Origin of the sequence: Ensifer sp. LC11 (assembly GCF_001695835.1) — a bacterium.
In the GTDB taxonomy this organism is placed as follows: Bacteria; Pseudomonadota; Alphaproteobacteria; order Rhizobiales; family Rhizobiaceae; genus Ensifer.
This window is the reverse complement of the sequence record NZ_MBSO01000016.1, coordinates 65,156-88,113: the sequence shown is the minus strand read 5'-3', so window position 1 is coordinate 88,113 and position 22,958 is coordinate 65,156. Positions and strand designations below refer to the sequence as shown.

Annotated in this window: 20 protein-coding genes; 15 read left to right on the top strand and 5 right to left on the bottom strand. The window is 61.9% G+C overall.

Going from position 1 to position 22,958, the window contains the following annotated elements; translation table 11 throughout:
* The first annotated feature begins 3 nt into the window (after positions 1-3).
* From BBX50_RS13530 to BBX50_RS13510, 5 genes are all read left to right on the top strand, one after another.
* Positions 4-1,197 (top strand): amidohydrolase family protein, encoded by a 1,194-nt coding sequence (locus tag BBX50_RS13530; RefSeq protein WP_065775870.1) that lies wholly within the window; start codon positions 4-6, stop codon positions 1,195-1,197.
* A complete protein-coding gene (locus BBX50_RS13525; protein ID WP_065775842.1) occupies positions 1,194-2,678 on the top strand; it encodes an amidohydrolase family protein in 1,485 nt (494 codons plus the stop codon). The genes BBX50_RS13530 and BBX50_RS13525 overlap by 4 nt, the downstream gene beginning before the upstream one ends.
* Entirely contained in the window at positions 2,675-3,661 is a 987-nt protein-coding gene (locus BBX50_RS13520) for an ABC transporter ATP-binding protein (RefSeq protein WP_065775841.1), read from the top strand. The genes BBX50_RS13525 and BBX50_RS13520 overlap by 4 nt, the downstream gene beginning before the upstream one ends.
* A complete protein-coding gene (locus BBX50_RS13515) occupies positions 3,658-4,638 on the top strand; it encodes an ABC transporter ATP-binding protein (protein WP_244513150.1) in 981 nt (326 codons plus the stop codon). The genes BBX50_RS13520 and BBX50_RS13515 overlap by 4 nt, the downstream gene beginning before the upstream one ends.
* Before the next feature lie 283 nt (positions 4,639-4,921).
* Positions 4,922-5,572, top strand: a complete 651-nt coding sequence (locus BBX50_RS13510; protein ID WP_065775839.1) for a DUF480 domain-containing protein — start codon at positions 4,922-4,924, stop codon at positions 5,570-5,572.
* Positions 5,573-5,642: 70 nt separating this feature from the next.
* On the opposite strand, the gene BBX50_RS13505 is transcribed toward BBX50_RS13510, so the two are convergent.
* Together BBX50_RS13505 and BBX50_RS30270 are read right to left on the bottom strand one after the other, a co-directional pair.
* A complete protein-coding gene (locus BBX50_RS13505; protein WP_065775838.1) occupies positions 5,643-6,377 on the bottom strand; it encodes an aspartate/glutamate racemase family protein in 735 nt (244 codons plus the stop codon).
* Entirely contained in the window at positions 6,365-6,505 is a 141-nt protein-coding gene (locus tag BBX50_RS30270) for a hypothetical protein (RefSeq protein ID WP_161490870.1), read from the bottom strand. Before BBX50_RS30270 ends, BBX50_RS13505 begins: the two co-directional genes overlap by 13 nt.
* A gap of 191 nt (positions 6,506-6,696) precedes the next feature.
* Here BBX50_RS30270 and BBX50_RS13500 point away from each other — a divergent pair, with 191 nt between their 5' ends.
* Positions 6,697-7,383: a GntR family transcriptional regulator gene (locus tag BBX50_RS13500; protein ID WP_065775837.1), complete on the top strand. Its 687-nt coding sequence runs from the start codon at positions 6,697-6,699 to the stop codon at positions 7,381-7,383.
* Between the two features lie 67 nt (positions 7,384-7,450).
* A complete protein-coding gene (locus tag BBX50_RS13495) occupies positions 7,451-8,278 on the top strand; it encodes a bifunctional allantoicase/(S)-ureidoglycine aminohydrolase (RefSeq protein ID WP_065775836.1) in 828 nt (275 codons plus the stop codon).
* A gap of 129 nt (positions 8,279-8,407) precedes the next feature.
* Here the strand turns inward: BBX50_RS13495 and BBX50_RS13490 are convergent, their stop codons facing one another.
* Complete coding sequence (locus tag BBX50_RS13490; RefSeq protein WP_065775869.1) at positions 8,408-10,216, bottom strand: ABC transporter ATP-binding protein/permease; 1,809 nt, start codon at positions 10,214-10,216, stop codon at positions 8,408-8,410.
* Between the two features lie 246 nt (positions 10,217-10,462).
* Here BBX50_RS13490 and BBX50_RS13485 point away from each other — a divergent pair, with 246 nt between their 5' ends.
* Both BBX50_RS13485 and BBX50_RS13480 read left to right on the top strand, forming a co-directional pair.
* Positions 10,463-11,308 carry a methyltransferase domain-containing protein gene (locus BBX50_RS13485; RefSeq protein ID WP_065775835.1) on the top strand — a complete coding sequence of 282 codons (846 nt, stop codon included), beginning with the start codon at positions 10,463-10,465 and terminating at the stop codon, positions 11,306-11,308.
* A gap of 32 nt (positions 11,309-11,340) precedes the next feature.
* Positions 11,341-12,828: a pyridoxal-dependent decarboxylase gene (locus BBX50_RS13480; RefSeq protein WP_065775834.1), complete on the top strand. Its 1,488-nt coding sequence runs from the start codon at positions 11,341-11,343 to the stop codon at positions 12,826-12,828.
* A gap of 24 nt (positions 12,829-12,852) precedes the next feature.
* Here BBX50_RS13480 and BBX50_RS13475 read toward each other — a convergent pair whose 3' ends face one another.
* A complete protein-coding gene (locus tag BBX50_RS13475) occupies positions 12,853-14,151 on the bottom strand; it encodes a S41 family peptidase (protein ID WP_065775833.1) in 1,299 nt (432 codons plus the stop codon).
* 285 nt (positions 14,152-14,436) lie between these two features.
* Between BBX50_RS13475 and cmoA the strand changes: the two genes are divergently transcribed.
* The 4 genes from cmoA to BBX50_RS13455 all read left to right on the top strand — a co-directional run bounded on the left by cmoA (position 14,437) and on the right by BBX50_RS13455 (position 18,076).
* Positions 14,437-15,204: a carboxy-S-adenosyl-L-methionine synthase CmoA gene (gene cmoA, locus BBX50_RS13470; RefSeq protein WP_065775832.1), complete on the top strand. Its 768-nt coding sequence runs from the start codon at positions 14,437-14,439 to the stop codon at positions 15,202-15,204.
* A 12-nt stretch (positions 15,205-15,216) separates the two neighbouring features.
* Entirely contained in the window at positions 15,217-15,951 is a 735-nt protein-coding gene (locus tag BBX50_RS13465; RefSeq protein ID WP_065775831.1) for an isoprenylcysteine carboxylmethyltransferase family protein, read from the top strand.
* A gap of 150 nt (positions 15,952-16,101) precedes the next feature.
* Complete coding sequence (locus tag BBX50_RS13460) at positions 16,102-16,755, top strand: response regulator transcription factor (protein ID WP_065775868.1); 654 nt, start codon at positions 16,102-16,104, stop codon at positions 16,753-16,755.
* Between the two features lie 22 nt (positions 16,756-16,777).
* Positions 16,778-18,076, top strand: coding sequence for an ATP-binding protein (locus BBX50_RS13455; protein ID WP_139108484.1), 1,299 nt, complete (start codon positions 16,778-16,780; stop codon positions 18,074-18,076).
* Positions 18,077-18,135: 59 nt separating this feature from the next.
* Here the strand turns inward: BBX50_RS13455 and BBX50_RS13450 are convergent, their stop codons facing one another.
* On the bottom strand, positions 18,136-19,461 hold the full coding sequence (locus BBX50_RS13450; protein WP_065775829.1) for an MFS transporter: 1,326 nt from the start codon (positions 19,459-19,461) through the stop codon (positions 18,136-18,138).
* A 335-nt stretch (positions 19,462-19,796) separates the two neighbouring features.
* Between BBX50_RS13450 and cyoA the strand changes: the two genes are divergently transcribed.
* Positions 19,797-20,870, top strand: coding sequence for a ubiquinol oxidase subunit II (cyoA, locus tag BBX50_RS13445; protein WP_139108485.1), 1,074 nt, complete (start codon positions 19,797-19,799; stop codon positions 20,868-20,870).
* An 80-nt stretch (positions 20,871-20,950) separates the two neighbouring features.
* Entirely contained in the window at positions 20,951-22,954 is a 2,004-nt protein-coding gene (gene cyoB, locus BBX50_RS13440) for a cytochrome o ubiquinol oxidase subunit I (RefSeq protein ID WP_065775827.1), read from the top strand.
* Positions 22,955-22,958: the final 4 nt, after the last annotated feature.

Sequence of the window (22,958 nt, the reverse complement as noted above, 5' to 3'; positions counted from 1 at the left end):
ATGATGTCCAATCTCCTGATCCGTAACGTCAGGCCCAATGCCGGCGAAGCGCTCGACATTCTCGTGCGCGGCGGCAAGATCGCGGCCTTCGGCAAGGGGCTCGTCGCCGATGGCGTGGCGACGGAAGACGGCAACGGCCACATCGTGGTCTCCGGTCTTATCGAGGCCCACACCCATCTCGACAAGTCGGTCTGGGGCATGCCGTGGCACGTCAACGCCAAGTCTGCGACGCTGCGTGAACGCATCGATTTCGAACGCGAGCAGCGGTTGGAAATCGGCATTGACTCGCACCGTCAGTCGATGCGGCAGGCGATCATGCTGGCCGCCAATGGGGCAAGTCACATCCGCAGCCATGTCGACATCGACACCACCCACGGCCTCAGGCTGATGGACGGCATCGTCGAGACCCGCAAGGTGCTTGAGGGCGTGATCGATATCGAGATCGTCGCCTTCCCGCAGTCGGGCCTTGTCACCCGCCCGGGCACCATCGAACTCCTCGACCAGGCTCTGAGCAACGGCGCGGAAGTCCTTGGCGGTATTGATCCTTGCGGCATCGAGCGTGATCCGAAAGGTCACCTCGACGCGATCTTCGGTCTCGCCGACAAGCATGCCAAGCCGATCGACATTCACCTGCACGAGCAAGGTGAACTCGGCGCCTTCAGCATGGAAATGATGTTCGAGCGCATCCGCGCGCTCGGCATGCAGGGCAAGGTTGCGATCAGCCACGCGTTTGCGCTTGGCGCGCCGGACTATCTGCGTGTCGGTGGCCTGATCGAACAGATCGCCGAGCTCGACGTTCGCATTGTCACGACAGGTTCGCCGTCTTCGACCGTGCCGTCGATCCTTCGGCTGAAGGAGGCGGGCGTCAAGGTGGCCGCCGGCTGCGATGGTATCCGTGACACCTGGGGCCCATGGGGCCAGCCCGACATGATGGATCGCGCCCGCATCCTCGGCATGAAGAACGGGCTGCGCCGCGATGTCGATCTCGAACATGCATTGCATGTCTGCTCCAAGGGCGGCGCCGAGGTCATGGACATCGAGGGCTACGGCCTGGAGGTCGGCTGCAACGCCGATTTCACCCTGCTCACCGGCGAGACACTGGCGCATGCCGTCGTCGACGTCGCCCCGCGGCCGCTGGTCGTCAAGCGTGGCCGTGTCATCGCCCGTAACGGCGTTTCGGAGGTAGCCATCCCATGAACAGCATCAAGGACCTAACACTTGGCCATCGCCCTGAGGGGCGCACGCTTCTGACAGCGCAATGGGTGCTCGGCCACCGGGACGGTACGCACCGGCTGATCCCGAATGGCGAGGTCGTCATCGAAGGCGGCGCGCTGCTCTACGTCGGGCCACGTTTCGAAGGCGAGGTGGCCCGCAGGATCGATTTCGGCGCGGCGATGATCAGCCCCGGCTTCATCGACCTTGACGCACTCTCCGATCTCGACACGACCGTGCTGTCGATCGATCATCAGCCCGGCTGGGCCAAGGGCCGCGTCTGGCCGCGCTCCTATATCGAGCGCGGGCCCTACGAGATGTACACGCCGGAGGAACTCGCTTTCCAGAAGCGTTTCGCCTTTGCGCAGCTTCTGCTCAACGGCATCACCACCGCCGCACCGATCGCTTCGCTCTTCTATCGCGAATGGGGTGAGACCGTCGGGGAGTTCGCTGCTGCCTCGGATGCGGCCGGCGACCTCGGCCTGCGCGTCTATCTCAGCCCGGCCTACCGCGCTGGCGGCATGATGGTTACGGCCCCGGGCCAGCTCGAAGCGATCTTCGACGAGGCGCGCGGTCTCAAGGGCCTCGACGATGCGATCGGCTTCATCCGCGAGCACGAGGGTCGTCATGGCGGCCTCGTCAAGGGGTTGCTGGCGCCGGACCGGGTGGAAACCTGCACCGAGAAGCTGCTCATCCGCACCGCCGATGCGGCCCGCGACCTTGATTGCCCGATCCGCCTGCATGCGGCGCAGGGCACCATGGAGGTCGACACTGTCCGCCGCCTGCACGGCAAGACGGCGCCGGAGTGGCTGGCAAGCTTCGGGTTCCTGAGCGATCGTCTGATCGCACCGCATGCCACGCAGGCGACCGATAACGATCTCAACCTTTACGCGGAAAACGGCGTCAGCATTGTGCATTGTCCGCTGGTTTCGGCCCGCGGCGGCAGCGCGCTCAATTCCTTCCGCTCGGTCAAGGCGCGCGGCATCAACATCGCCATGGGTACCGACACGACGCCGCCGGACATGCTGATGAACCTGCTGGTCGGCCTGATCACCTGCCGTGTGGTCGAGAACGACCCGACGGCGGTCAGCTGCGCTGATCTCTTTGATGCCGCTACACTTGGCGGCGCCAAGGCGCTCGGCCGGACGGATCTCGGTCGCCTGGAAGCAGGCGCCGGCGCCGACATCGCCGTCTTCGACCTCATGGACCACCACATGGCACCCGCCATCGATCCGATCACGACGCTCGTCGTCGGCGGATCGGGGCGCGTCACCAAGGCGGTCTTCGTCGATGGCCGTCTGTCGATGCGCGACGGCGAGGTCGCAGGCTTCGATATGAACGCTGCGCGCGCGAAAGCGCAGGCCCAGTTCGATGGCCTGGTCGCCAAGTATCCGGAACGAAGCTTCGGCCATCCCCCGATCGGCGAGATCTTCCCGCCGAGCTACCCATTGGAGGTGCAGCGATGACGGAACATCTCTCATCGGCCGTGCTGGATGTGCGCGGCCTCTGCGTCGAGTTCCCCGGCCGCCATGGAACGGTTCAGGCGCTTTCCGACGTTTCGCTCAGCATTCGCCCAGGCGAAATCCTGGGCGTCGTCGGCGAGTCCGGCGCCGGCAAGTCGATGACCGGATTGGCTGTCCAGGGGCTTTTGGAGCCGCCGGGCCGCGTCTCAGGCGGCGAGGTCTGGCTTAGCGGTCGGCGCATCGACCAGCTCGACGACAAGGCGATGCAGCAGGTGAGGGGCCGGCAGATCGGCGCGATCTTCCAGGATCCGCTGACCTCGCTCAACCCGCTCTTCACCGTCGGCGCACAGCTTCTCGAAACCATCCGTCTTCATCTGAAACTCTCGAAAGCCGATGCCAAGGCGCGCGCCATCCAGCTTCTGAAGGAAGTCGGCATTCCGGCGCCCGAAGCCCGTTACGATCACTATCCGCATCAGTTCTCCGGCGGCATGCGTCAGCGTGTCGTCATTGCGCTCGCGCTCGCGGCTGAGCCGAAGCTGATCATTGCCGACGAGCCGACGACGGCGCTTGACGTTTCGATCCAGGCGCAGATCACATCGCTGCTTCGCCGTCTCTGCGACGATCACGGCACCGCGGTCATGCTGGTCACCCACGACATGGGCGTCATTGCCGAGACGGCCGATCGTGTCGCCGTCATGTATGCGGGGCGCTTGGTCGAGATCGGCCCGGTCACAGAGGTGCTGAAGAATGCGCGCCATCCCTATACCCGCGGCCTGATGGGCTCGATCCCGGCGCTTGGCCGTCGTGTCGAGCGCCTGAACCAGATCGATGGTTCGATGCCGCGCCTGAATGCAATCCCGGCGGGCTGCGCCTTCAACCCGCGCTGCCCGGATGCAGGTCCCCGCTGCCGCAAGGACCGGCCCGAACCGACACCTGTTGGCACCGGTGTCAGCGCATGCTGGCTCAATGCAGGAGGAGTTCTATGAGTGATGCCCTGACGGTCAATGACCTGACCTGCAATTTCGACGTCTCCGCCCCGTGGCTCAACCGTGTGATCGAGCGCAAGCAGAAGCAGTTCGTGCGGGCCGTGGACGATATCAGCTTCACCGTTCCGATGGGCGGCTGTCTGAGCCTCGTCGGCGAGTCCGGCTGCGGCAAGTCTACGGTCGCAAGGCTCATCACCGGTCTATACCGCGCCAGCGAAGGCGAGGTACGGTTTGCGCCGGGCAAGAATGGCGAGCCACTCTCGGCGCAGATGATCTTCCAGGATCCCTATGCGAGCCTCAATCCGCGCTGGCGCGTGCGCAACATCATCGCCGAACCGCTGCGCGAGCTGAAGCTGCGCAATTCGGAAGCCGAGATCATGGAGCGTGTCGGCGAGCTTTTGACGATCGTCGGCCTTGCACCCTCTGATGGCGGCAAGTTCCCGCATGAGTTTTCAGGCGGACAGCGCCAGCGCATCTCGATCGCGCGGGCGCTTGCCGGAGAACCCGAATTCCTCGTCTGCGACGAGCCGACCTCGGCACTCGACGTCTCGGTGCAGGCGCAGATCCTGAACCTCATGCGCAAGCTGCAGGACGAGATGGGGCTGACCTATCTTTTCATCAGCCACGACATGAGCGTGGTGCGCCACATGTCGGACCGTATCGCTGTCATGTATCTCGGGCGCATCGTCGAGGAGGCGGACACCGAGACGCTGTTTGCCAATCCGCGGCATCCCTATACACAACTGCTGTTGGAGACGATCCCCGATATCACCGATCCGAAGCGTGGGCGCAGCATTGCCGCCAGCGAAGTGCCGAGCCCGCTGAACCCGCCGTCCGGCTGCACCTTCCATCCGCGCTGCCCCTTCGCAGACGCCCGCTGCAAAAGCGAGAGGCCGGAGATGCGCAATTTCGCGGACGGTTCGCGTGCTGCCTGCCATCGCGTCGAGGAACAGGTCAAAGCAATCCACGCGGCCTGAACGGACATCTTTCCCTGAGACTTGGGCTCCGTGCTATGCCAGTGCGGAGCCTCTTTTTTGTCGGCCACTCTTGTTTGCCGCTGGGAGGATTCCGCTTTGCGAACAGGTCGCCATGTTTCATCCCTGCCACCAGCTGCGCGATTGATAACCGGAAAGCAACGAAATGGGCCGAAGACCATTTCCGGGCTTCGACACTCACGTTAGGGTAGGGCCATGAAGCGGGTGATGCTCCCTATGGGAGAAGCGGCCCGCGACCCAGTGCGTTGTTTTGAAGAGTGACCCTATGAACACGATCGCCGACACCGATTTCCCCGTTCTCACAGCCGTTGAAGCCCGCATCCTCGGGTGCCTGATCGAGAAGAAGGAAACAACGCCCGACGTCTACCCGTTGACGCTCAACGCGGCGCACGCGGCCGCCAATCAGAAGACGGCGCGTGATCCGGTCATGGCGCTGGAGCAGGTGGAGGTTCATCGTGCGCTTGCCTCCCTGGCGCAAAAGGGCCTGGTCCGACAGGCGTTCGCCTCGCGGGTGGAGCGCTATGAACACATGGTGGCGAGCCGGTTTTCCCTAACGTCACCGCAGATCGTCACGCTGGGCCTGCTGTTGCTGCGCGGCCCGCAGACAGCTTACGAGCTCTGGGCGCGCAGCGAGCGCATGGCGCGGTTTTCGTCGATCGAGGACCTTAAGGACAATCTCGACCTGATGATCGGCCGCCGCCCACCGCTGATCGTGCAATTGAACCGGGGCGCCGGCCAGCGCGAGGATCGTTTTGCTCATCTCCTGTGCGGTGAGGTGGAGCAGCCAAGTGCCGAGCGGGCCGCATTTGCTCCTGTATCGGGCGGCGCAGGACTGTCTGCGCTGGAGGAACGGCTGGAGGCGCTGGAGCAGAAGGTGGCGACGCTGCAAGAACAGCTCGACGCCTTGACCCGGTAGCAGTCGCGCCCCGATGGCCACAGTGCCGGGCGCGCGGCGCGCCGCCCGGCAGATTTCACAGATGGGGACGTCAGCCCGCGATGTCGATCAGCCGGCAGGCTGCGGTGTCCTTGACGCGCGGATAATCGTAGGCGCCGACCTTCGAGGTAGCGTAGCCAGCGCCGACGAGCGCTTCGGCGAGCTTCACGGCAGCCGTCACGCCATCGATCACAGGCATGCCGGTACGCACCTTCAAGCGATCACAGAGCTCGGACATGCCGGCGCAGCCGAGGATGATCGCTTCGGCCCCATCCTCGTTCCGAGCCTTGAGGATCTCCTGCGCCAGCAGCTCCTCGGTATGGGCAAGATCCTCTTCCAGCGCCAGGACAGGCATGTCCACGGAGCGGACTTTCCGACAGCGATGGCCGGCGCCATAGGCCTCGGCGAGATCCTCGATGATCGGCACGGAGCGTGGCAGAGTGGTGATGATGGTGAAGCGCGTCGCGATCGTCATCGCCACCTGGACGGCCGCCTGACAGATGCCGATGACCGGACCGCGGGCGATCTCACGCGCGGCACCAAGACCGGGATCGTCGAAGCAGGCGATGACATAGGCATCGACATCGCGTGCTTCGCCCTTCCTGATTTCCGCAAGCATCGCCGGCACCGCCATCGCCTCGTCGGCATGTCCTTCGATGCTGGCCGGGCTTGAGGTCGGATTGACGGATTCAAGATCGGTCTGGGGCCCGGCGACCCGTTCGGCGCTGCGATGCGCCTGTTCCGTCATCGATCGGGTGGAGTTCGGGTTGATGATCAGGATGCGCATCGGATCAGCTCGATTTCCGCAAGGCGGTTGCAGGGGGTATAGGGCGTGACGTCGGGGATCGGCATGACGAAATCCGGGCGCAGGCGATAGAGATCCCGGGCCGGCAGTTCAGTGAAATCGAAGTCCATCGGAGCTCTCAAATGGGGCCGGGGCCCGGTTTCATGCCGGTCGCGCGGTCGTGTTTAAGCGGTTGCCATTGCACATCAAGTTGCGGTACACAATATTGTCTACAATTTTGTAGTCAATATCTAACTGCAGCGGATGGAATTGACTTTGAGCGCCGCACGGCGAGAGTAAGCGAACGGCTAAAGGAGATTTCATGTACAACGCGGACGAAGCCGCCGGTGCTCCGACGGCGATCATTTGCGAGAAGATCTGGCTTGCGATTGCGGAACGGCGACTACGACCGGGAACGCGGTTGAAGGAAGAGCAGCTTGCCGAAATCTTCTCAGTCAGCAGGGCCCGCATTCGCCAGGCGTTGACGGCACTGGAGCGCGATGGCCTCGTGACCATCATGCCGAACCGCGGTGCCTTCGTCTCCGAACCCTCCGTCGACGAGGCACGCGATGTTTTTGTGGCGCGGCGGGCGATCGAGCAGCGGGTCGTCGAGCGCCTCTGCGAGCGCGCCAACCCCAAGGATATCGTCCGCTTGCGGGGCCATATCGAAGAAGAACGCATTGCCGGCCACTCCGGCAATCTCTCTGATATCGTTCGCCTTTCCGGCGGTTTCCATCTGCTGCTCGCGGAGCTTTCGGGCTCGGCCTTTCTCTTCGGCATCCTGCGCGACCTTGTCTCGCGCACATCCTTGATCACCGCGATGTACCGCTCCAACCACCTGCACAATTGCGGGCCGGACGAGCATCTGGCCGTCGTCGAGCACATCGCGTCACGCGATGTGGCGAGCGCGATCAAGGAAATGGCCGAACACCTGAACCACGTGGAAGCGGAACTGGACCTGGACGAGGAAAAGGATCAGCCGCGCGACCTTCGCACCGCCCTGCTTTGACGCTCAAACGAACCAATTGCACCGCCGATAAGAGGAGGCGGTGCCTGCCAGCAGACTGAAGGAAGATATGACCAACCGTAGTTACTATGCGCCACATGGCGGCAACCCGCCGCAAACCCAGCTCCTTTCGGATCGCGCGGTCTTCACCGAAGCCTACGCCGTGATTCCCAAGGGGACGATGATGGATATCGTCACCAGCTATCTGCCGTTCTGGGACAAGACCCGGCTGTGGATATTGTCCCGTCCACTCTCCGGTTTTGCTGAAACATTTTCACAATATATCATGGAAATCGCTCCGGGCGGCGGCAGCGACCGGCCCGAACTCGATGAAGCCGCCGAAGGTGCCATCTTCGTCGTCGAGGGCGAATTGACCGTGACGCTCGACGGCAAGACGCACAAGATGCAGCCCGGTGGTTTCGCCTTCATTCCGCCGGCGAGCAACTGGACCGTGCGCAACGGAAGCGGAGCGCCTGTTCGGTTCCATTGGGTCCGCAAGGCCTATGAACACGTCGACGGCCTGCCGGTACCGGAGGCCTTCTTCACCAACGAAGCCGAAATCACGCCGTCGCCGATGCCTGGCACGGACGGTAAGTGGGCGACCACCCGCTTCGTCGACCCGGCGGATCTGCGCCACGACATGCACATGACCATCGTCACCTTCGAGCCTGGCGCGGTGATCCCATTCGCCGAAACCCATGTCATGGAACACGGCCTCTACGTCCTTGAAGGCAAGGCGGTCTATCGGCTCAATCAGGATTGGGTCGAAGTAGAGGCCGGCGACTACATGTGGCTGCGCGCCTTCTGCCCGCAGGCCTGCTATGCCGGCGGCCCGGGCAAGTTCCGCTACCTGCTCTACAAGGACGTGAACCGCCATATGAAGCTGCGCGCGCGCTAACCGCCTACCTCAACGTTAGGCAAGAACCGCGCGTTCGGCGAATGCGCGGTTCTTCATTTTTTCAGTGGGATATGCCCGCATCTGCACCTTGTGGCTCAACGTTGTGAAAGCGCCAGCGTGCGAGCCCCCTCAATCCACCAATTGCGGATCGGCTGGTTGCAGGCTTCTCGGCTGCAGTCGCCGCAACGTGTTGCCTGTCGGGTTCTTGTCGAGATGCAGCACGCGGGTGAAGAAATCGTTGCCGCGCTCAGTGCGTCCGATGTTGACGATCGCCACACCTTCAAGCTCCTCATCAAGAAATGACAGCACCCGCTGGTAGGCGTCATCCTCAAGTGTGTCGAGCGCCTCGTCGATGATCAGCCAGCGCGGTTTGTGCAGGCTGAGCCGGGCGATCGCAAGAAGGCGCTGCTCGGCTTCGCTGAGGTTCATCTGTTTTCGTGCATCCTGATCGAGCCGGGCGGCAAGGCGACCGAGGCCGACCTTGGAGAGCACGGCCGCAAGTTCGCCCCTGCTGTAGCTGTCCGGCGCGCTCGGATAGGTAAGCACTTCGCCAAGGGTTCCGGGCGGGAAGTAGGGGGATTTCGGGATGAAGGCGAGACCTTCATCCACCGGCAGCGCTATGCGGCCATATCCCCAGGGCCAAAGTCCGGCAATCGCCCGGAAGAACGGGGCCTTCTCCACTTCCGGCGCGCCGGTGACAAGCACGCGCTCGCCGGGATCGATGGTGACGCTTGGTTCCCGAAGCCTGATGCAGCCGGTTGGCGAGACGATCTCGATATTGTCGAAGCGCATCTGCGGCGTGTCTGATGTCTTGAAGTCGATGCGCTTGTCACCCTCATGCCTTTCATCGGTCATCAGCAGAGCTGACCGGAAGGCGGCGACCCGCAGCAGCGTGGCGCGCCAGTCGGCGATCGCGCCGATGTTGTCGACAAACCAGCGCAACGACGCGTGTACCTGGTTGAAGGCGCCGACCGCCATCATCAGCCCGCCGAAACTGAGGTCGCCTGCAAAGTAGACCGGCGCGGCAATGACGATCGGCGCAACGACCGTGATCCAGCCGTAACCGCCGGTCACCCAGGTCAGCCGCGTCACGGCGCGCAGCAGGCCGTAGCTGATTTCAAGCACCGAGGCGAGGTCGCGCTGCAGCCGCTTCTTCTCGTTGGTCTCGCCGGATGAAAGCGATACGGCCTCGATATGCTCGTTGACGCGCATCAGCGAAAAGCGCAGCGCGGCTTCGCGCGCATAGTGTTCGCCGTTGAGCGCGACCAGCGGCCGACCAACCAGCCAGCTCAGCCAGGACGCCGTGCCGGCATATAGGATGGCCGCCCAGACCATGTAGCCAGGGATAGCGAAGGCATAGTCTGCAACATGGAAGACGAAGCCGTCGGAGAGCGACCACAACACACCGATGAAGCTCACCAGCAATATGCCAGATTGAAAAAGGCCAATCGAAAGCCCGGCGGAAAGATCGGTCAGATGACGCGCATCTTCGTGGATACGTTGGTCCGGATTGATACCGATCGCCCCGGCATTCGCCAGCCGAAACGCGCGTGAGGGGCGCATCCACTCGTTGATGAGATCTTCGGTCAGGCCCTCACGCATACGCAATTTAATGACCTGACCGAGCCAGGTTTGCAGAACATTGAGGATAAGGAGTACGCCGGCGATCTGGGCAAAGACGACGAGTTGATGCAGAAAAGCCGGTAAATCGCGACGCTCAAGCGTGTCGTAGAATGGCTTGTACCATCGGTTGAGGATGATCTGACCGAAGGCTGTCACAACGATGACAACGATGATGCTTATGCTCAGCCAGATGATCTTGTTGCGCAGCGGCGAGGCCATGAAGGCCCGATGCATCATTCGCAGTTGATCACCGAGGGGTTGTTCGTCGTTGGTTTCTGGCCGGCCGCTGTTCTTGCCGTTCGTCCGGTTCGACATCGGTGCGAATCTCTCCTTCCCGGTCTCCTCCATGAGAATATAGCTCGCCTTTCCCGGTCTCCCTAGCCCGGATTGCGTCAGTCTACATCGCGCCTGTGGTAAAACCGTTCCCGGGGTAACTGAAAAGACGCGTGGAACCGGCCATGCTGGCGCAACCACCGCGACTGCACGAAATTGATTTGTAACCTTGCACGGTGAGTTCATAGTCCTTGGAACGCGATGAAGCAGGCACAAGGAGGAACGTGCATGTCCGCGCATCTCGATCAAATACGCGACCAGCAAAAGGAGACCTGGGATCGGTTCTCCGCCGGCTGGAAGAAATGGGACAAGCTCGTCCTTGGATGGCTTGCTCCTTTCGGTCAGGCGATGATCCGGCAGGCGGCCATCGAGGAGCACGACCGGGTGCTCGATGTCGCGGCCGGAACCGGAGAACCGGGGTTGACCGTTGCTGCTGCCATTCCGGGCGGCCGCGTAACGGTCACCGACCTTTCCGAACGCATGCTCGCGGTGGCAGCCGAAAACGCCAAGCATCGCGGCCTCTCAAACTTTGAGACAAGAGCATGCGACGCTGGCGCCCTGCCTTTCGCCGATGCGACGTTCGACGCCGTCCTCTGCCGCTTTGGATTTATGTTCTTTCCTGACGTAGCAACAGCGGCGCGGGAGCTCACGCGCGTCGCGAAACCTCAGGCCCGTGTTTGCGCTGCCGTTTGGGGCGCCCCGGAAAAGAACGCCTGGGCAACGACCATCATGGCGACGATCGCCCGTCACGTGGACTTGCCGAAGCCGCCGGCAGGCGCACCGGGCCTGTTTCGCTGCGCCCCCGCGGGCATGATGACAGCGGTGTTCACGGACGCTGGTCTGCGTGACGTCCACGAAGAAGAAGTCACCACCACGATGGTGCACGATAGCGCCGAAGACTATTGGGCCTTCATGACCGAGATCGCAGCGCCAGTCGTCGCCGGTCTGGCCCAAGCGGATGACGCGACGCGCGCGCGCATCAGGGGCGAAGTCCTGGATCTCGCACGCCAAGCGGTACGCGCCGGCAAGGTGGAGTTACGCTCGACCGCGACAATTGTCGTCGGCACGCGTTAAGCCAGTTGGCAAACTGCGGGGGAGGGCCCGTCATGAATGAGCTGTCGGCAATGCCCAATGGCGCCGTCGAGGAAACGCTAGACCCCGAGGATTGGGCCGAGTTGCGCGCCTTGTCGCACCGGATCGTCGACGACGCGATCGACTACCTCAGTACAGTCCGCGAGCGCCCGGTATGGCGCAATATGCCGGCGGCGGTGCGAGAGACTTTCACCGCACCGCTTCCTCGATCGGCGACGCCGATCCAGGAGATCTACGCATCGGTTGCCGCGAACGTGCTCGGCTATCCCATGGGCAATATTCATCCACGCTTCTGGGCCTGGTACATGGGATCGGGCAATTTTACCGGCGCGCTCGGGGAGTTTCTTGCAGCAGTCCAAGGTTCGAACCTTGGCGGCGGCAATCACGCGGCAGCTCTCATGGACCAGCAGGTGGTCAATTGGTGCAAGGAAATGCTGGGCCTTCCTGCCTCGGCGAGCGGAACGCTCCTCAGCGGCGGTTCGATGGCCAACATTGTCGCCCTCGTCGTGGCGCGCAATGCCAAGGCCGACATCGATCTGCGAGAAAACAGCATCGCCGCGCTCAAGCAGCCGCTCTGCTTCTACGGCTCCGACCAGATCCACAGTTGCCACCGCAAGGGCGTGGAAGTGCTGGGCCTCGGTAACGAGGCACTGCGGCGCATTCCGACCGATCCCGAATTGCGCATCGACATTGCCGCGTTGCGTCGAGCCATTGACGACGACCGTGCCTCTGGACGGCTGCCTGCCTGCATCATCGCCAATGCCGGGACGGTGAACACCGGGGCAATCGACGATCTCGAGGCGCTTGCCGCGCTTGCCGCAGAACAACGCCTCTGGTTCCATGTCGATGGTTGCATCGGCGCGTTGATCAGGATCGCCCCTGAAAACGGCTGGCGGGTCGCGGGAATAGAAAAGGCCGATTCTATCGCGCTTGATCCGCACAAATGGCTGCATGCTCCATTCGAGGCCGGCTGTGTGCTCGTGCGCGACGCCACGGCCCACCGAGGCACTTTTGCCGTGACGCCAGAATTTCTTGAGGCAACGGCACGAGGCCTTGCCTCGGCGCCCTGGCTTTTCGACTTCGGACTGCAGACCTCGCGCGGTTTTCGAGCGCTGAAGATCTGGATGTCGTTGATGGAGCATGGCGTCGAGAAGTTCGGCCGCCTTATCGATCAGAACATCGCGCAGGGGCACTATCTCAGCGGCCTGATCGAGAAGGAGCCGCAACTCGAACTCGTCGCGCCGACCAACATCAACATCGTCTGTTTCCGCTATCGTGAGGGGGATATGACGACCGAGCGGCTGAAGGCGCTCAACACCGAAATCATGTTGCGGCTGCAGGATGAAGGAACCGCCGTCCTCTCCGACACCACCGTGCACGGCGAGCATTGCCTGCGCGTGGCGATCAACAACCACAGGACGCGCCGCGAAGACCTGGTCCTCCTGGTGAAGGAGGTTGTAAGGCTGGGGCAGGAAATTGCCTCGGATCACAGCAGCAACTGAGCCGTTTGCCGCGGTGTTTCAGTTTCACCGGGTGGCGGCAGGCACTTGCGTCGGCGCGGCCTGGCCTCCAGTTCCGGCCTCAAGGATGCGGACCATTTCTCCCACAGCCGCCTCCCGCTGCGGATCCTGTCCGGCCGAATAGGCAAGTGGAAATGCCACGGCTCTATCCGGCTCGATGCCGATCCCTTCAAGCCGGAGATCATCGCCAATAATTGCGTCCGAGACGGCCAGCTCCAGCAGGCTGTCATCAGGCAGGATATAGGCGCGTCCGGCGAGCAAGGCGCCGGCCGTGCGCTCCCCGACCAAGGGGACCGCGGCCTGGCGCAGCGTGTAAGCAAAGAGTTCGAGGCCGCTGCGGGTTCCCTTGTCGATCAGCGCGACGACCGGCTTTCGCCATCGGAAGTTTGCAAGTGTCGCATCCCCTTTTCGCGTCACCAGCCGGAACGTCGGGGTGTCGCCCACCAGCAACTCGGCGGCGTCGGCCGGCCCGCCGCCCCAACGCCCGCGCAGGTCGATGATAAGACCTTCCGCATCCCTCAGGCGACCGCTCGAAAGCGCCTCGGCGACGATATCGAGACCGTCTCGCGTCGAAAGCGTCCACACGCGCACATAGCCAATCTTTCTGCCGGCCCGTTCATCGAGAGCCAAACTTTGCTCGATTGCCCGCTCGAACATTGGCAAGGGCCGCAGGCGTTCGACCTCAACGCGGACCGACAGTGGCTCGGCACCACGATGCCTTCTGAGCCGAACCTCGACGTTGTGACCAACCCTATTGTCGAAGGAGGCAATTTCGCGATAGGGCAGCCCATCGACCGAAAGTATTTCGTCGCCGACCAGCAGACCGGCCTTCTTTGCCGTGGATCCATCGTAAACGTCGCTCACGAAACGCTGGCCGTCCACAGCGACCGTTACCATCCCGATGCCAGGATAACGGACCTCGCCATCGGGCGGAAAGAGACGTCGCGTGTCACCGCGAATGGCGAAGCGGAAGATGTCGGCGAGTTCGAAATAGTCGATTGTGTCGGGGGTGAATCTTCCGGTGTGGGAAACTCCCAGGTTTTCTAGGACCGAAGTTATCGCTTCCGTGACCCGGGCCGACGCGCTCGTTGCGGATATCGGCATCGGTTCGGCAGCGATCTGCGCCCGAACAGCGGCGTTGAAGCGGTCGAGCGCCTTGTCGTCGTAGAAATTCGTATTCACCAACTCGACGACGCGATCAAACACCGGCTGTCCGGAGCGCGGCTGATCCACCGCCCGCGTCACGGTTGCCATCGACAGGACGAAAATGACGAGCAGCCCCTTGCCAGCCAATCCAGCACGCATGGTTGTTCCTCCGGATCTACGGCGCCGATTATCGACAAAAGCGCGGTCACCTGTCCGCAAAATCGCGTGATCGCGGGTGTCGTGCTGGCGCCTTTTTTTGCGGGCGCCGCCAAAAACGAGTTTCCGAGACGTCGCCCGCGACAATGAGAGGAGCTGATCGTCCGACCGATCGCCTTTCAGGTTCATGTCAGGTTTCGATGGCCTTGTGGCGCATCGACCGTTCCGGCGGCGCAGGCGGCCTACCTGGACCGCTGCACATGCCCTGGAGAACAAAGGAAGGTGCGAATGGTTGGCAAAGCCCCGCATTTACACGTGCACGACAACAGCCATCCGAAAGACGAGGTGTTCGCCGCGCCGGACCAGAACGTCGGCGACTTCGCCTTCAATGCAACCGTGGCCGCCGTCTTTGACGACATGGTCATCCGCTCGGTTCCCTATTACGGCGAAATCCAGCGAATGGTCTGCGAACTCGCGAAGGACTTTGCCGAAGCTGATACCAGTCTCTATGATATTGGCTGCTCCACGGCGACAACGCTGCTCGGCCTTGATGGCATGGTTGATCCAACCGTGCGCTTCGTCGGGATCGACAATGCCCCTGACATGATCGAGAAGGCGCGGGAAAAGATCGCTCAGGCGAACACCGATCGGGCGATCGATCTGCGAGGCGGCGACCTGCACCAGGGCGTGGACATCCACAATGCAAGCGTCGTGATGATGCTGCTCACATTGCAGTTCGTGCGGCCGCTCTATCGCGAGCGGGTGATGCGGGGGATCTACAACGGGTTGAACGAACGAGGCGCTCTGCTGCTCGTCGAAAAGCTCACCAGCGAGGATTCGACCTTCAATCGCCTCTTCATCGAGCACTATTACGACTACAAGCGCCGCAACGGCTACTCCGACATCGAGATCGCCAAGAAGCGCGAAGCGCTTGAAAACGTGCTCATTCCATATCGTCTTGAGGAAAACTTCCAGCTTCTGAAGGAAGTGGGCTTTCGCAGCGTCGAAGTCTTTTTCCGCTGGTACAATTTCTGCGGCATCATCGCCATCAAGTAGGAACGTCTGGCCATGATCGCTATTGGCAATTTTTTGTTCCGCTTCCGCAACCAGCTGTTCCCGGCAATCATCGTCGTGCTGTATCTGCTGATGCCACCGCCGACCTTTGTGTTTGGCAGCCCGGCACTGACGCTCGCCAAAGACACCGTCGCGATCCTTGTCATCCTGGCGGGCCTGGCGTTGCGTGCGACGGCTGTCGGCTACAAATATATCCAGCGCGGTGGCCTGAAGAAGAAGGTCTATGCCAAGGATCTCGTGACGGAAGGCATGTTCGGCGTTTGCCGGAACCCGCTCTACGTCGGAAACATGCTGCTTTATTGCGGCGTCTTCCTGCTGCACGGCAATCCGCTTCTCGTCGTCGTCGGTGTTGGCCTCTTTGCCTTCATGTATCAATGCATCGTCTACGCGGAGGAGGCCTTTCTCCTGCGGACCTTCGGTGAAGCGTATCAGGCTTACTGCCGCGACGTCCCGCGCTGGGCCCTTCGTCTCAGAAATTTTGCGGCATCGACCGATGGCATGACTTTCAATGTCCGGCGCGTCATCGGCAAGGATTACTCGACTGTCTCCGCGGCGATGCTCGCCGTCCTTGCAACGGAAATGTACAAATTTGCGAGCTATGAGCCTGCTGGTCGCAATACCGGCGTGCTGGTCGCGCTCGGCATTGCGATGGCGCTCGTCGGTATCGCTACAGCGGTAATCAGTTATATGAAAAGACGCGGCGCCTTCCGCGAGCGGATGGCGTCGTAGATTAGCCCGCCTCTTTGCGCCTCAAGCGCGGTGGCAGACCTTGCCGGCGCGCCGTCGATCGCGCCTGAGCCTCACCCCATCACTGCTCAGGGACTTGACGCATATCCCCAATCGACAATAGGCAAGGACGAACAAGTGTCCGGTGATATCTTGAGAGTCCTACTAGTCGAAGACGATCAGGTTCTGGGGGAGGCGCTGCGCGACCACGTCGCGGCGGGCGGTCATGCAGTCGACTGGTTTACCCGTGTGCTCGACGCCACCGCCGCGACGGATACGGTCTCCTACGGCCTCATTCTGCTTGACCTTCGGCTGCCTGACGGTGCGGGCCTGACGCTTCTGCGTGCCCTGCGCGCACGAGGCGACGGAACACCGGTCATCATCCTGACGGCACACGACCAGGTTTCCGATCGGATCGAAGGGCTAAACAGTGGTGCCGACGATTATTTGCTCAAGCCTTTTGATCTCGGCGAGATGACGGCCCGCATGCTCGCCGTCTCCAGACGATATGCGGGAAATGCCGTACCGACGGTCAAACTTCCCGGCATCGAGATTGATCAGGTTCATCGCAGGATCGTTGTCAATGGCGACAGCCGGAGCCTCAGTGCCCGGGAATGGGCCGTTCTCGACAAGCTGGTCGCCCATCCGGGCGCCCTTGTTTCCAAGGAACAGCTTCACGACACGCTGTACGCTTTCGGCGCCGAGATCGAAAGCAATACCGTCGAGGTCTATGTCAGCCGTCTGCGCAAGAAGATCGGCGCTGACAGGATCGAGACCGTACGCGGCCTCGGCTACAGCATCAGGTGATCGGATGCCCACAGCCGCCAGCATGACCCGCAGACTGGCCATCGCGCTCACCAGCGTCGTCGCCCTCTTCTGGTTCGTCGCACTCGGACTTGGCGTTTACGTCATGCACGACGAATTCACGGAGATCTTCGACAGCGGCATCCAGGAAACCGCTGAGCGCCTGCTGCAAATCATCGCCAATGACGCTTCGCGCAGCGGTACCGAAGGGGTCGCCGGCGTAGCCGTAATGGTGCCTACTCCCAATTCGCAATACCTGACGTACCAGGTCCGAGACCGCGACGGCAAGGTGTTGCTCAACGATGGCGCGTCGGAGCCCTATCCGGTTTCTCTTGCTGTCGGTTTTTCGCAGACGGCCACCCACCGGATCTATACCGCCGGCACGACCGACGGATCGCTGTTTGTCCAGGTTGGTGATGCGCTCGAATACCGCAGCGAAGCGCTCATGGAAGCAGGAACCGCGCTGCTCTTGCCGCTGTTATTTCTCATTCCGGGCAGCATCTTCGCCATCATCTTCGTCGTTCGCAGCACACTTTCGCCGGTTGCGCAGCTGCGCGACGAAATTCTTACGAAGGACAGCGGCAATCTGGCGCCGATCGACGAGAGCGTCCTGCCCAGGGAACTGCGCGCGATCGCCCGCTCCGTGAACCTGCTGCTGGCACGGCTGAAAGCGGCGCTCGAAGCAGAGCGGGAATTCACCTCGAATAGTGCACATGAGCTCCGAACGCCGATCGCGGGGGCGCTCGCACAAACGCAACGGCTGTTGAGTGAGGTGCCACCGGGCTTCCGCCAGCGAACCGCTCAGATCGAACGCGCGCTTCTTCATCTCGGTCGGCTTGCCGAGAAGCTGCTGCAGATGTCGCGTGCCGAGGCAGGCATCGCCATTTCGGACGAACGTCAGGACCTGTTGCCGGTACTGATGGTTGTCACGCAGGACCTGGAGCGATCCTCACTCGGAGCGAGCCGGCTCAATGTGCAGGTCGAAACAGGCACTGTGCTTGAACGCCCGATCCGCGCGGACGCCTTTGCGATCGTTCTGCGCAATCTCCTGGAAAACGCTCTGATCCACAGTCCGCCGGGTAGCCGGGTCGATGTCCACGTCGACCTCAAGGGCATTCGCGTGACAAACGAGAGCGCCATCATTGATGCGGACGTTCGAGCGAACCTGACGAAGCGCTTCATGCGCGGCCCGACCGACGCCTCCGGCTCAGGCCTTGGTCTTGCCATTGTCCAGCGGCTGGTCGAGCAAATGCACGGCCAATTGCTGATCGCATCACCGGCGCCGGGAATGAGCCAAGGGTTCGAGGTCGAGGTCCGCCTCTGACGCCACAATCGAACGCGGCTACCGCAAAGCCGCGCTCTCCTGGCGCCGGTGGGCGCTGCTTACTGCTGGTCGAGCGCCCGTGTCAGGCTCAGCGCCACAATCGTGCAGATCGCACCGGATATCAGGTACCCGCCGATGAAGATGATGCCGAAGCTGCTTGCAAGGCCGAGTGCCACCAGCGGCGCGAAGGCCGCGCCGACAAGCCAGGCGAGATCCGACGTCAGGGCCGCACCGGTGTAGCGGTAGTACTGGGTGAATCGCGAGGAGACGGCGCCCGAAGACTGGCCAAAGGAAAGGCCGAGGATGGCGAAGCCGATCAGGATATAGGCATCCTGGCCCTTGCCGCCCGCATCGAGCAGGAAGGGTGCCGAGAAGCTGAAGATCGCGATCAGGATCGCACCGAACATCAGCTGATTGCGCCGGCCGACCCGGTCGGCGATTACGCCCGAGAGCACGATTCCAAGCGCCCCCAGCGCCGCCCCCGCAACCTGGACCCACAGAAATTCCCCTGCAGACTGGCCGCCGTTGAGCGTCACCCAGCTCAAGGGGAAGATGGTAACGAGGTGGAACATGGCGAAGCTTGCGAGGGGAACGAAGGCGCCGAGCACCACGTCGATGCTATGCTTGCTCAGCATCTCGAAGATCGGCCGCGGCTGCAGCTCCTGCGCCTCCATGGCGGCGCCAAACTCCTTGCTGGCGACGATCCGCAGGCGCGCAAACAGCGCCACGACGTTGATCGCGAAGGCGACGAAGAACGGATAGCGCCAGCCCCAGGCCAGGAAGTCGGCCTCGGAAAGGTTGGTGACGAAGTAGCCGAACAGAATGCTTGCCAGCGCAAACCCGATCGGGGCGCCGAGCTGCGGGATCATCGCATACCAGCCGCGGTGATTCGATGGCGCGTTGAGGTTCAACAGCGATGCCAGCCCGTCCCAAGCGCCGCCGAGCGCAAATCCCTGTCCCAGCCGGAACAGCGCCAGTAGCGCGACGGCCCAATACCCGATCGTGTCGTAGCCGGGCAGGAAGGCGATCGATGCCGTCGAGCCGCCGAGAATGACCAGAGCAACCGTCAGCTTCGTGCCGCGTCCATAATTGCGGTCGATCCACATGAAGACGAAAGAGCCGACCGGACGGGCGAGAAAGGCGAGGGGAAAAAGAGCGAAGGACATCAGCGTCGCCGCCACGGCATTGGGCGCGAACGGGAAAATCAGCTTCGGGAAGACGAGGATGGAGCCGAGGCCGTAGACGAAGAAGTCGAAGAACTCCGATGTCCGGCCGATCACCACGCCAATGGCGATACTGCCAGCAGACAAGGGCTTGTCGTCTTCATGGATGCGGCGTGCGTCACGCTCCAGACCAGACGATGTTGGGTTAGCGACCGAAACCATGAACTTCTCCGACGGACCAGCGTCATGTCGTTAGAGTGTTGACCAAATGGCGTCTGATATCAAGAATGCCGCGCACGTGCATGCGCAATCACCTTGTTTCAGTTGATGTCTCTCGTCGGCCAGAACGGCCGCCGTTGAGCCGACAACGCCTTTTGCGCTAGTACAAATGTGCATGGGCCGATAGTCCTATCGTTGTCATTGCACTGCGGCAAAATGCTGCGCTGCGACGATGGACCTCACTTCCATGCGCGAACATGCCCGAGTAATTGCGACTAGACAAAACGCAAGTTGAGGCCGCAATGCCGAAGCCATTCAATCTAGCCGGACGATCGGCTATGTCCGTCCTGTTGCTCCTGACCCTTACGGGATGCAATATGGTCGTGATGTCGCCGTCTGGCGACATCGCCGCGCAGCAGCGGGATCTGATCGTTATTTCGACGGTCCTGATGCTGCTGATCATCGTTCCGGTGCTTTTCCTGACCCTTTTCTTCGCCTGGCGTTATCGCCAGTCGAACACAGCTGCGAAGTATGATCCGGAATGGCACCATTCCACCGGTCTCGAAGTCATCATCTGGTCGGCGCCGCTCGCGATCATCATCGCGCTCGGTGCAATCACCTGGGTGAGCACGCACAAGCTCGATCCCTACCGTCCGCTTGACCGGATCGATGCGGCGCGCCCGGTGACCGAAGAGATTAAGCCGATCACCGTCGAGGTGGTGGCGCTCGACTGGAAATGGCTGTTCTTCTATCCGGAGTATGGCATTGCTACGGTCAACGAGATGGCTGCACCGGTGGACGTGCCGATCAACTTCAAGATCACGGCCTCCTCGGTGATGAACTCCTTCTACGTTCCCGCCCTTGCAGGCATGATCTACGCCATGCCCGGCATGCAGACCAAGCTGCACGCCGTCATCAACAAGCCCGGCGAGTACGAAGGCCTTTCGTCCAACTATAGTGGCGACGGCTTCTCGCACATGCGCTTCAAGTTCCATGGCGTGGATCAAGCAGGCTTCGACCAGTGGGTCGCCCGGGTGAAGCAGAACGGCACTATGCTCAACCGCGACGCCTACCTGAAGCTCGAAAAACCGAGCGTCAAGGAACCGGTGCGCTACTACGCCTCCGTCGAAGACGGACTCTATGACGCCGTGCTCAACATGTGCGTGCGGGTCGGCCAGATGTGCATGAAGGACATGATGCACATCGACATGATGGGTGGGGCGGGCGTCGAAAGCCATGAGAACCGCGCCAAGCTCGAGCATGACAACCGCCATGCCGGCAGTGTCACTGAAGCTGCAGCACCTGCTGCGACCTTCCCCGAAACCGGCAATCCCGCCAAGAGCGAGGAGCCGGCAGAGGGCGTCAAGGAAGAGCCGGCGCCAATGAACCACGACATGCACAAGACGCACTAGGAATTTCGCGCGCACGCCGGCTCCGATCCAGCGAGCGCCAAGGCCCCTGGGGCCGCAATTCGAGACATATTGGACGAACCATGTTCGGTGACACCAACCTCACACAACTCATCTTCGGGCGGCTGACCTTAGAAGCGATCCCCTATCACGAGCCCATTCTCGTCGTGACCTTCGCGGTCGTGGCGGTGGTTGGCCTTGCGGTCCTCGCGCTGGTCACGAAGTACAAGCTCTGGGGCTATCTCTGGCACGAGTGGTTCACCTCGGTCGATCACAAGAAGATCGGCATCATGTACATCATCCTGGCGATCATCATGCTTTTGCGCGGCTTTGCCGATGCCATCATGATGCGCCTGCAGCAGGCGATCGCCTTCAACGGCAATGAGGGCTACCTCAACCCGCATCACTACGACCAGATCTTCACCGCCCACGGCGTGATCATGATCTTCTTCGTGGCGATGCCCTTCGTCACCGGTTTCATGAACTATGTCGTGCCGCTGCAGATCGGCGCGCGCGACGTCTCCTTCCCCTTCCTCAACAATTTCTCGTTCTGGATGACCGCCGGTGGCGCCATCATCATCATGATGTCGCTGTTCGTCGGCGAATTCGCCCGCACCGGCTGGCTCGCCTATCCGCCGCTTTCGGGTGCCGACTACAGTCCCGGCGTCGGCGTTGATTATTACATCTGGGGCCTGCAAGTGGCGGGCGTCGGCACGACGCTCTCAGGCATCAACCTGATCGCCACGATCGTGAAGATGCGCGCTCCGGGCATGACCTTCATGAAGATGCCGGTCTTCACTTGGACCTCGCTCTGCACCAACATCCTGATCGTCGCGACCTTCCCGATCCTGACCGCGACCCTCGCGTTGCTTTCGCTCGACCGCTACCTGGGCATGAACTTCTTCACCAATGACCTTGGTGGCAATCCGATGATGTATATCAACCTCATCTGGATCTGGGGTCACCCCGAAGTGTACATTCTCGTCCTGCCGGCCTTCGGCATCTTCTCCGAGGTCGTCGCGACCTTCTGCGGCAAGCGCCTGTTCGGCTATACCTCGATGGTCTACGCCACCTGCGTGATCATGATCCTGTCCTACCTGGTGTGGCTGCACCACTTCTTCACCATGGGTTCGGGCGCCTCGGTCAACGCCTTCTTCGGCATCACGACGATGATCATTTCGATCCCGACGGGTGCCAAGATGTTCAACTGGCTCTTCACCATGTATCGCGGCCGCATCCGCTACGAACTGCCGATGCTGTGGACCATCGGTTTCATGGTGACCTTCGTCATCGGCGGCATGACCGGCGTCATGCTGGCGATCCCGCCGGCCGACTTCGTGCTGCACAACTCGCTGTTCCTGATTGCCCACTTCCATAACGTCATCATCGGCGGCGTTCTGTTTGGGCTGATGGCCGGCCTCGTCTACTGGTGGCCCAAGGCCTTCGGCTACAAGCTGGATCCCTTCTGGGGCAAGATGAGCTTCTGGTTCTGGCAGATCGGCTTCTTCTTCGCCTTCATGCCGCTCTATGTGCTCGGCCTGATGGGTGTTACCCGTCGTGTCAGCCAGTTCGAGGACCCGTCGCTGCAGATCTGGTTCATCATCGCCGCCTTCGGCGCCGTCCTGATCGCGATCGGCATTGCGTCCTTCATCATGCAGCTGATCGTCAGCTTTCTCCGTCGCGACCAACTGCGCGAAACATCCGGCGACGCATGGGATGGCCGCACGCTCGAATGGTCGACCTCGTCGCCGCCGCCGGACTATAACTTCGCCTTCACGCCCGTCGTGCACGATCACGACAGCTGGTACGACATGAAGAGCCGCGGCTACGAGCGCCCGCTCGAAGGCTTCAAGCCGATCCACATGCCGAAGAACACCGGCACGGGCGTCATTCTCGCCGGGATCAGCGTCGCGCTCGCTTTCGCGCTCATCTGGTACATCTGGTGGCTGGCGGCCGTGTCCTTCATCGCCATCATTGCCGTCGCGATCGGCCATACCTTCAATTATCACCGTGATTTCTTCATCCCCGCCGAGACCGTGGCGGCGACCGAGGATGCGCGCTCCAAGCTGCTGGCGGAACGGACCTGAGACG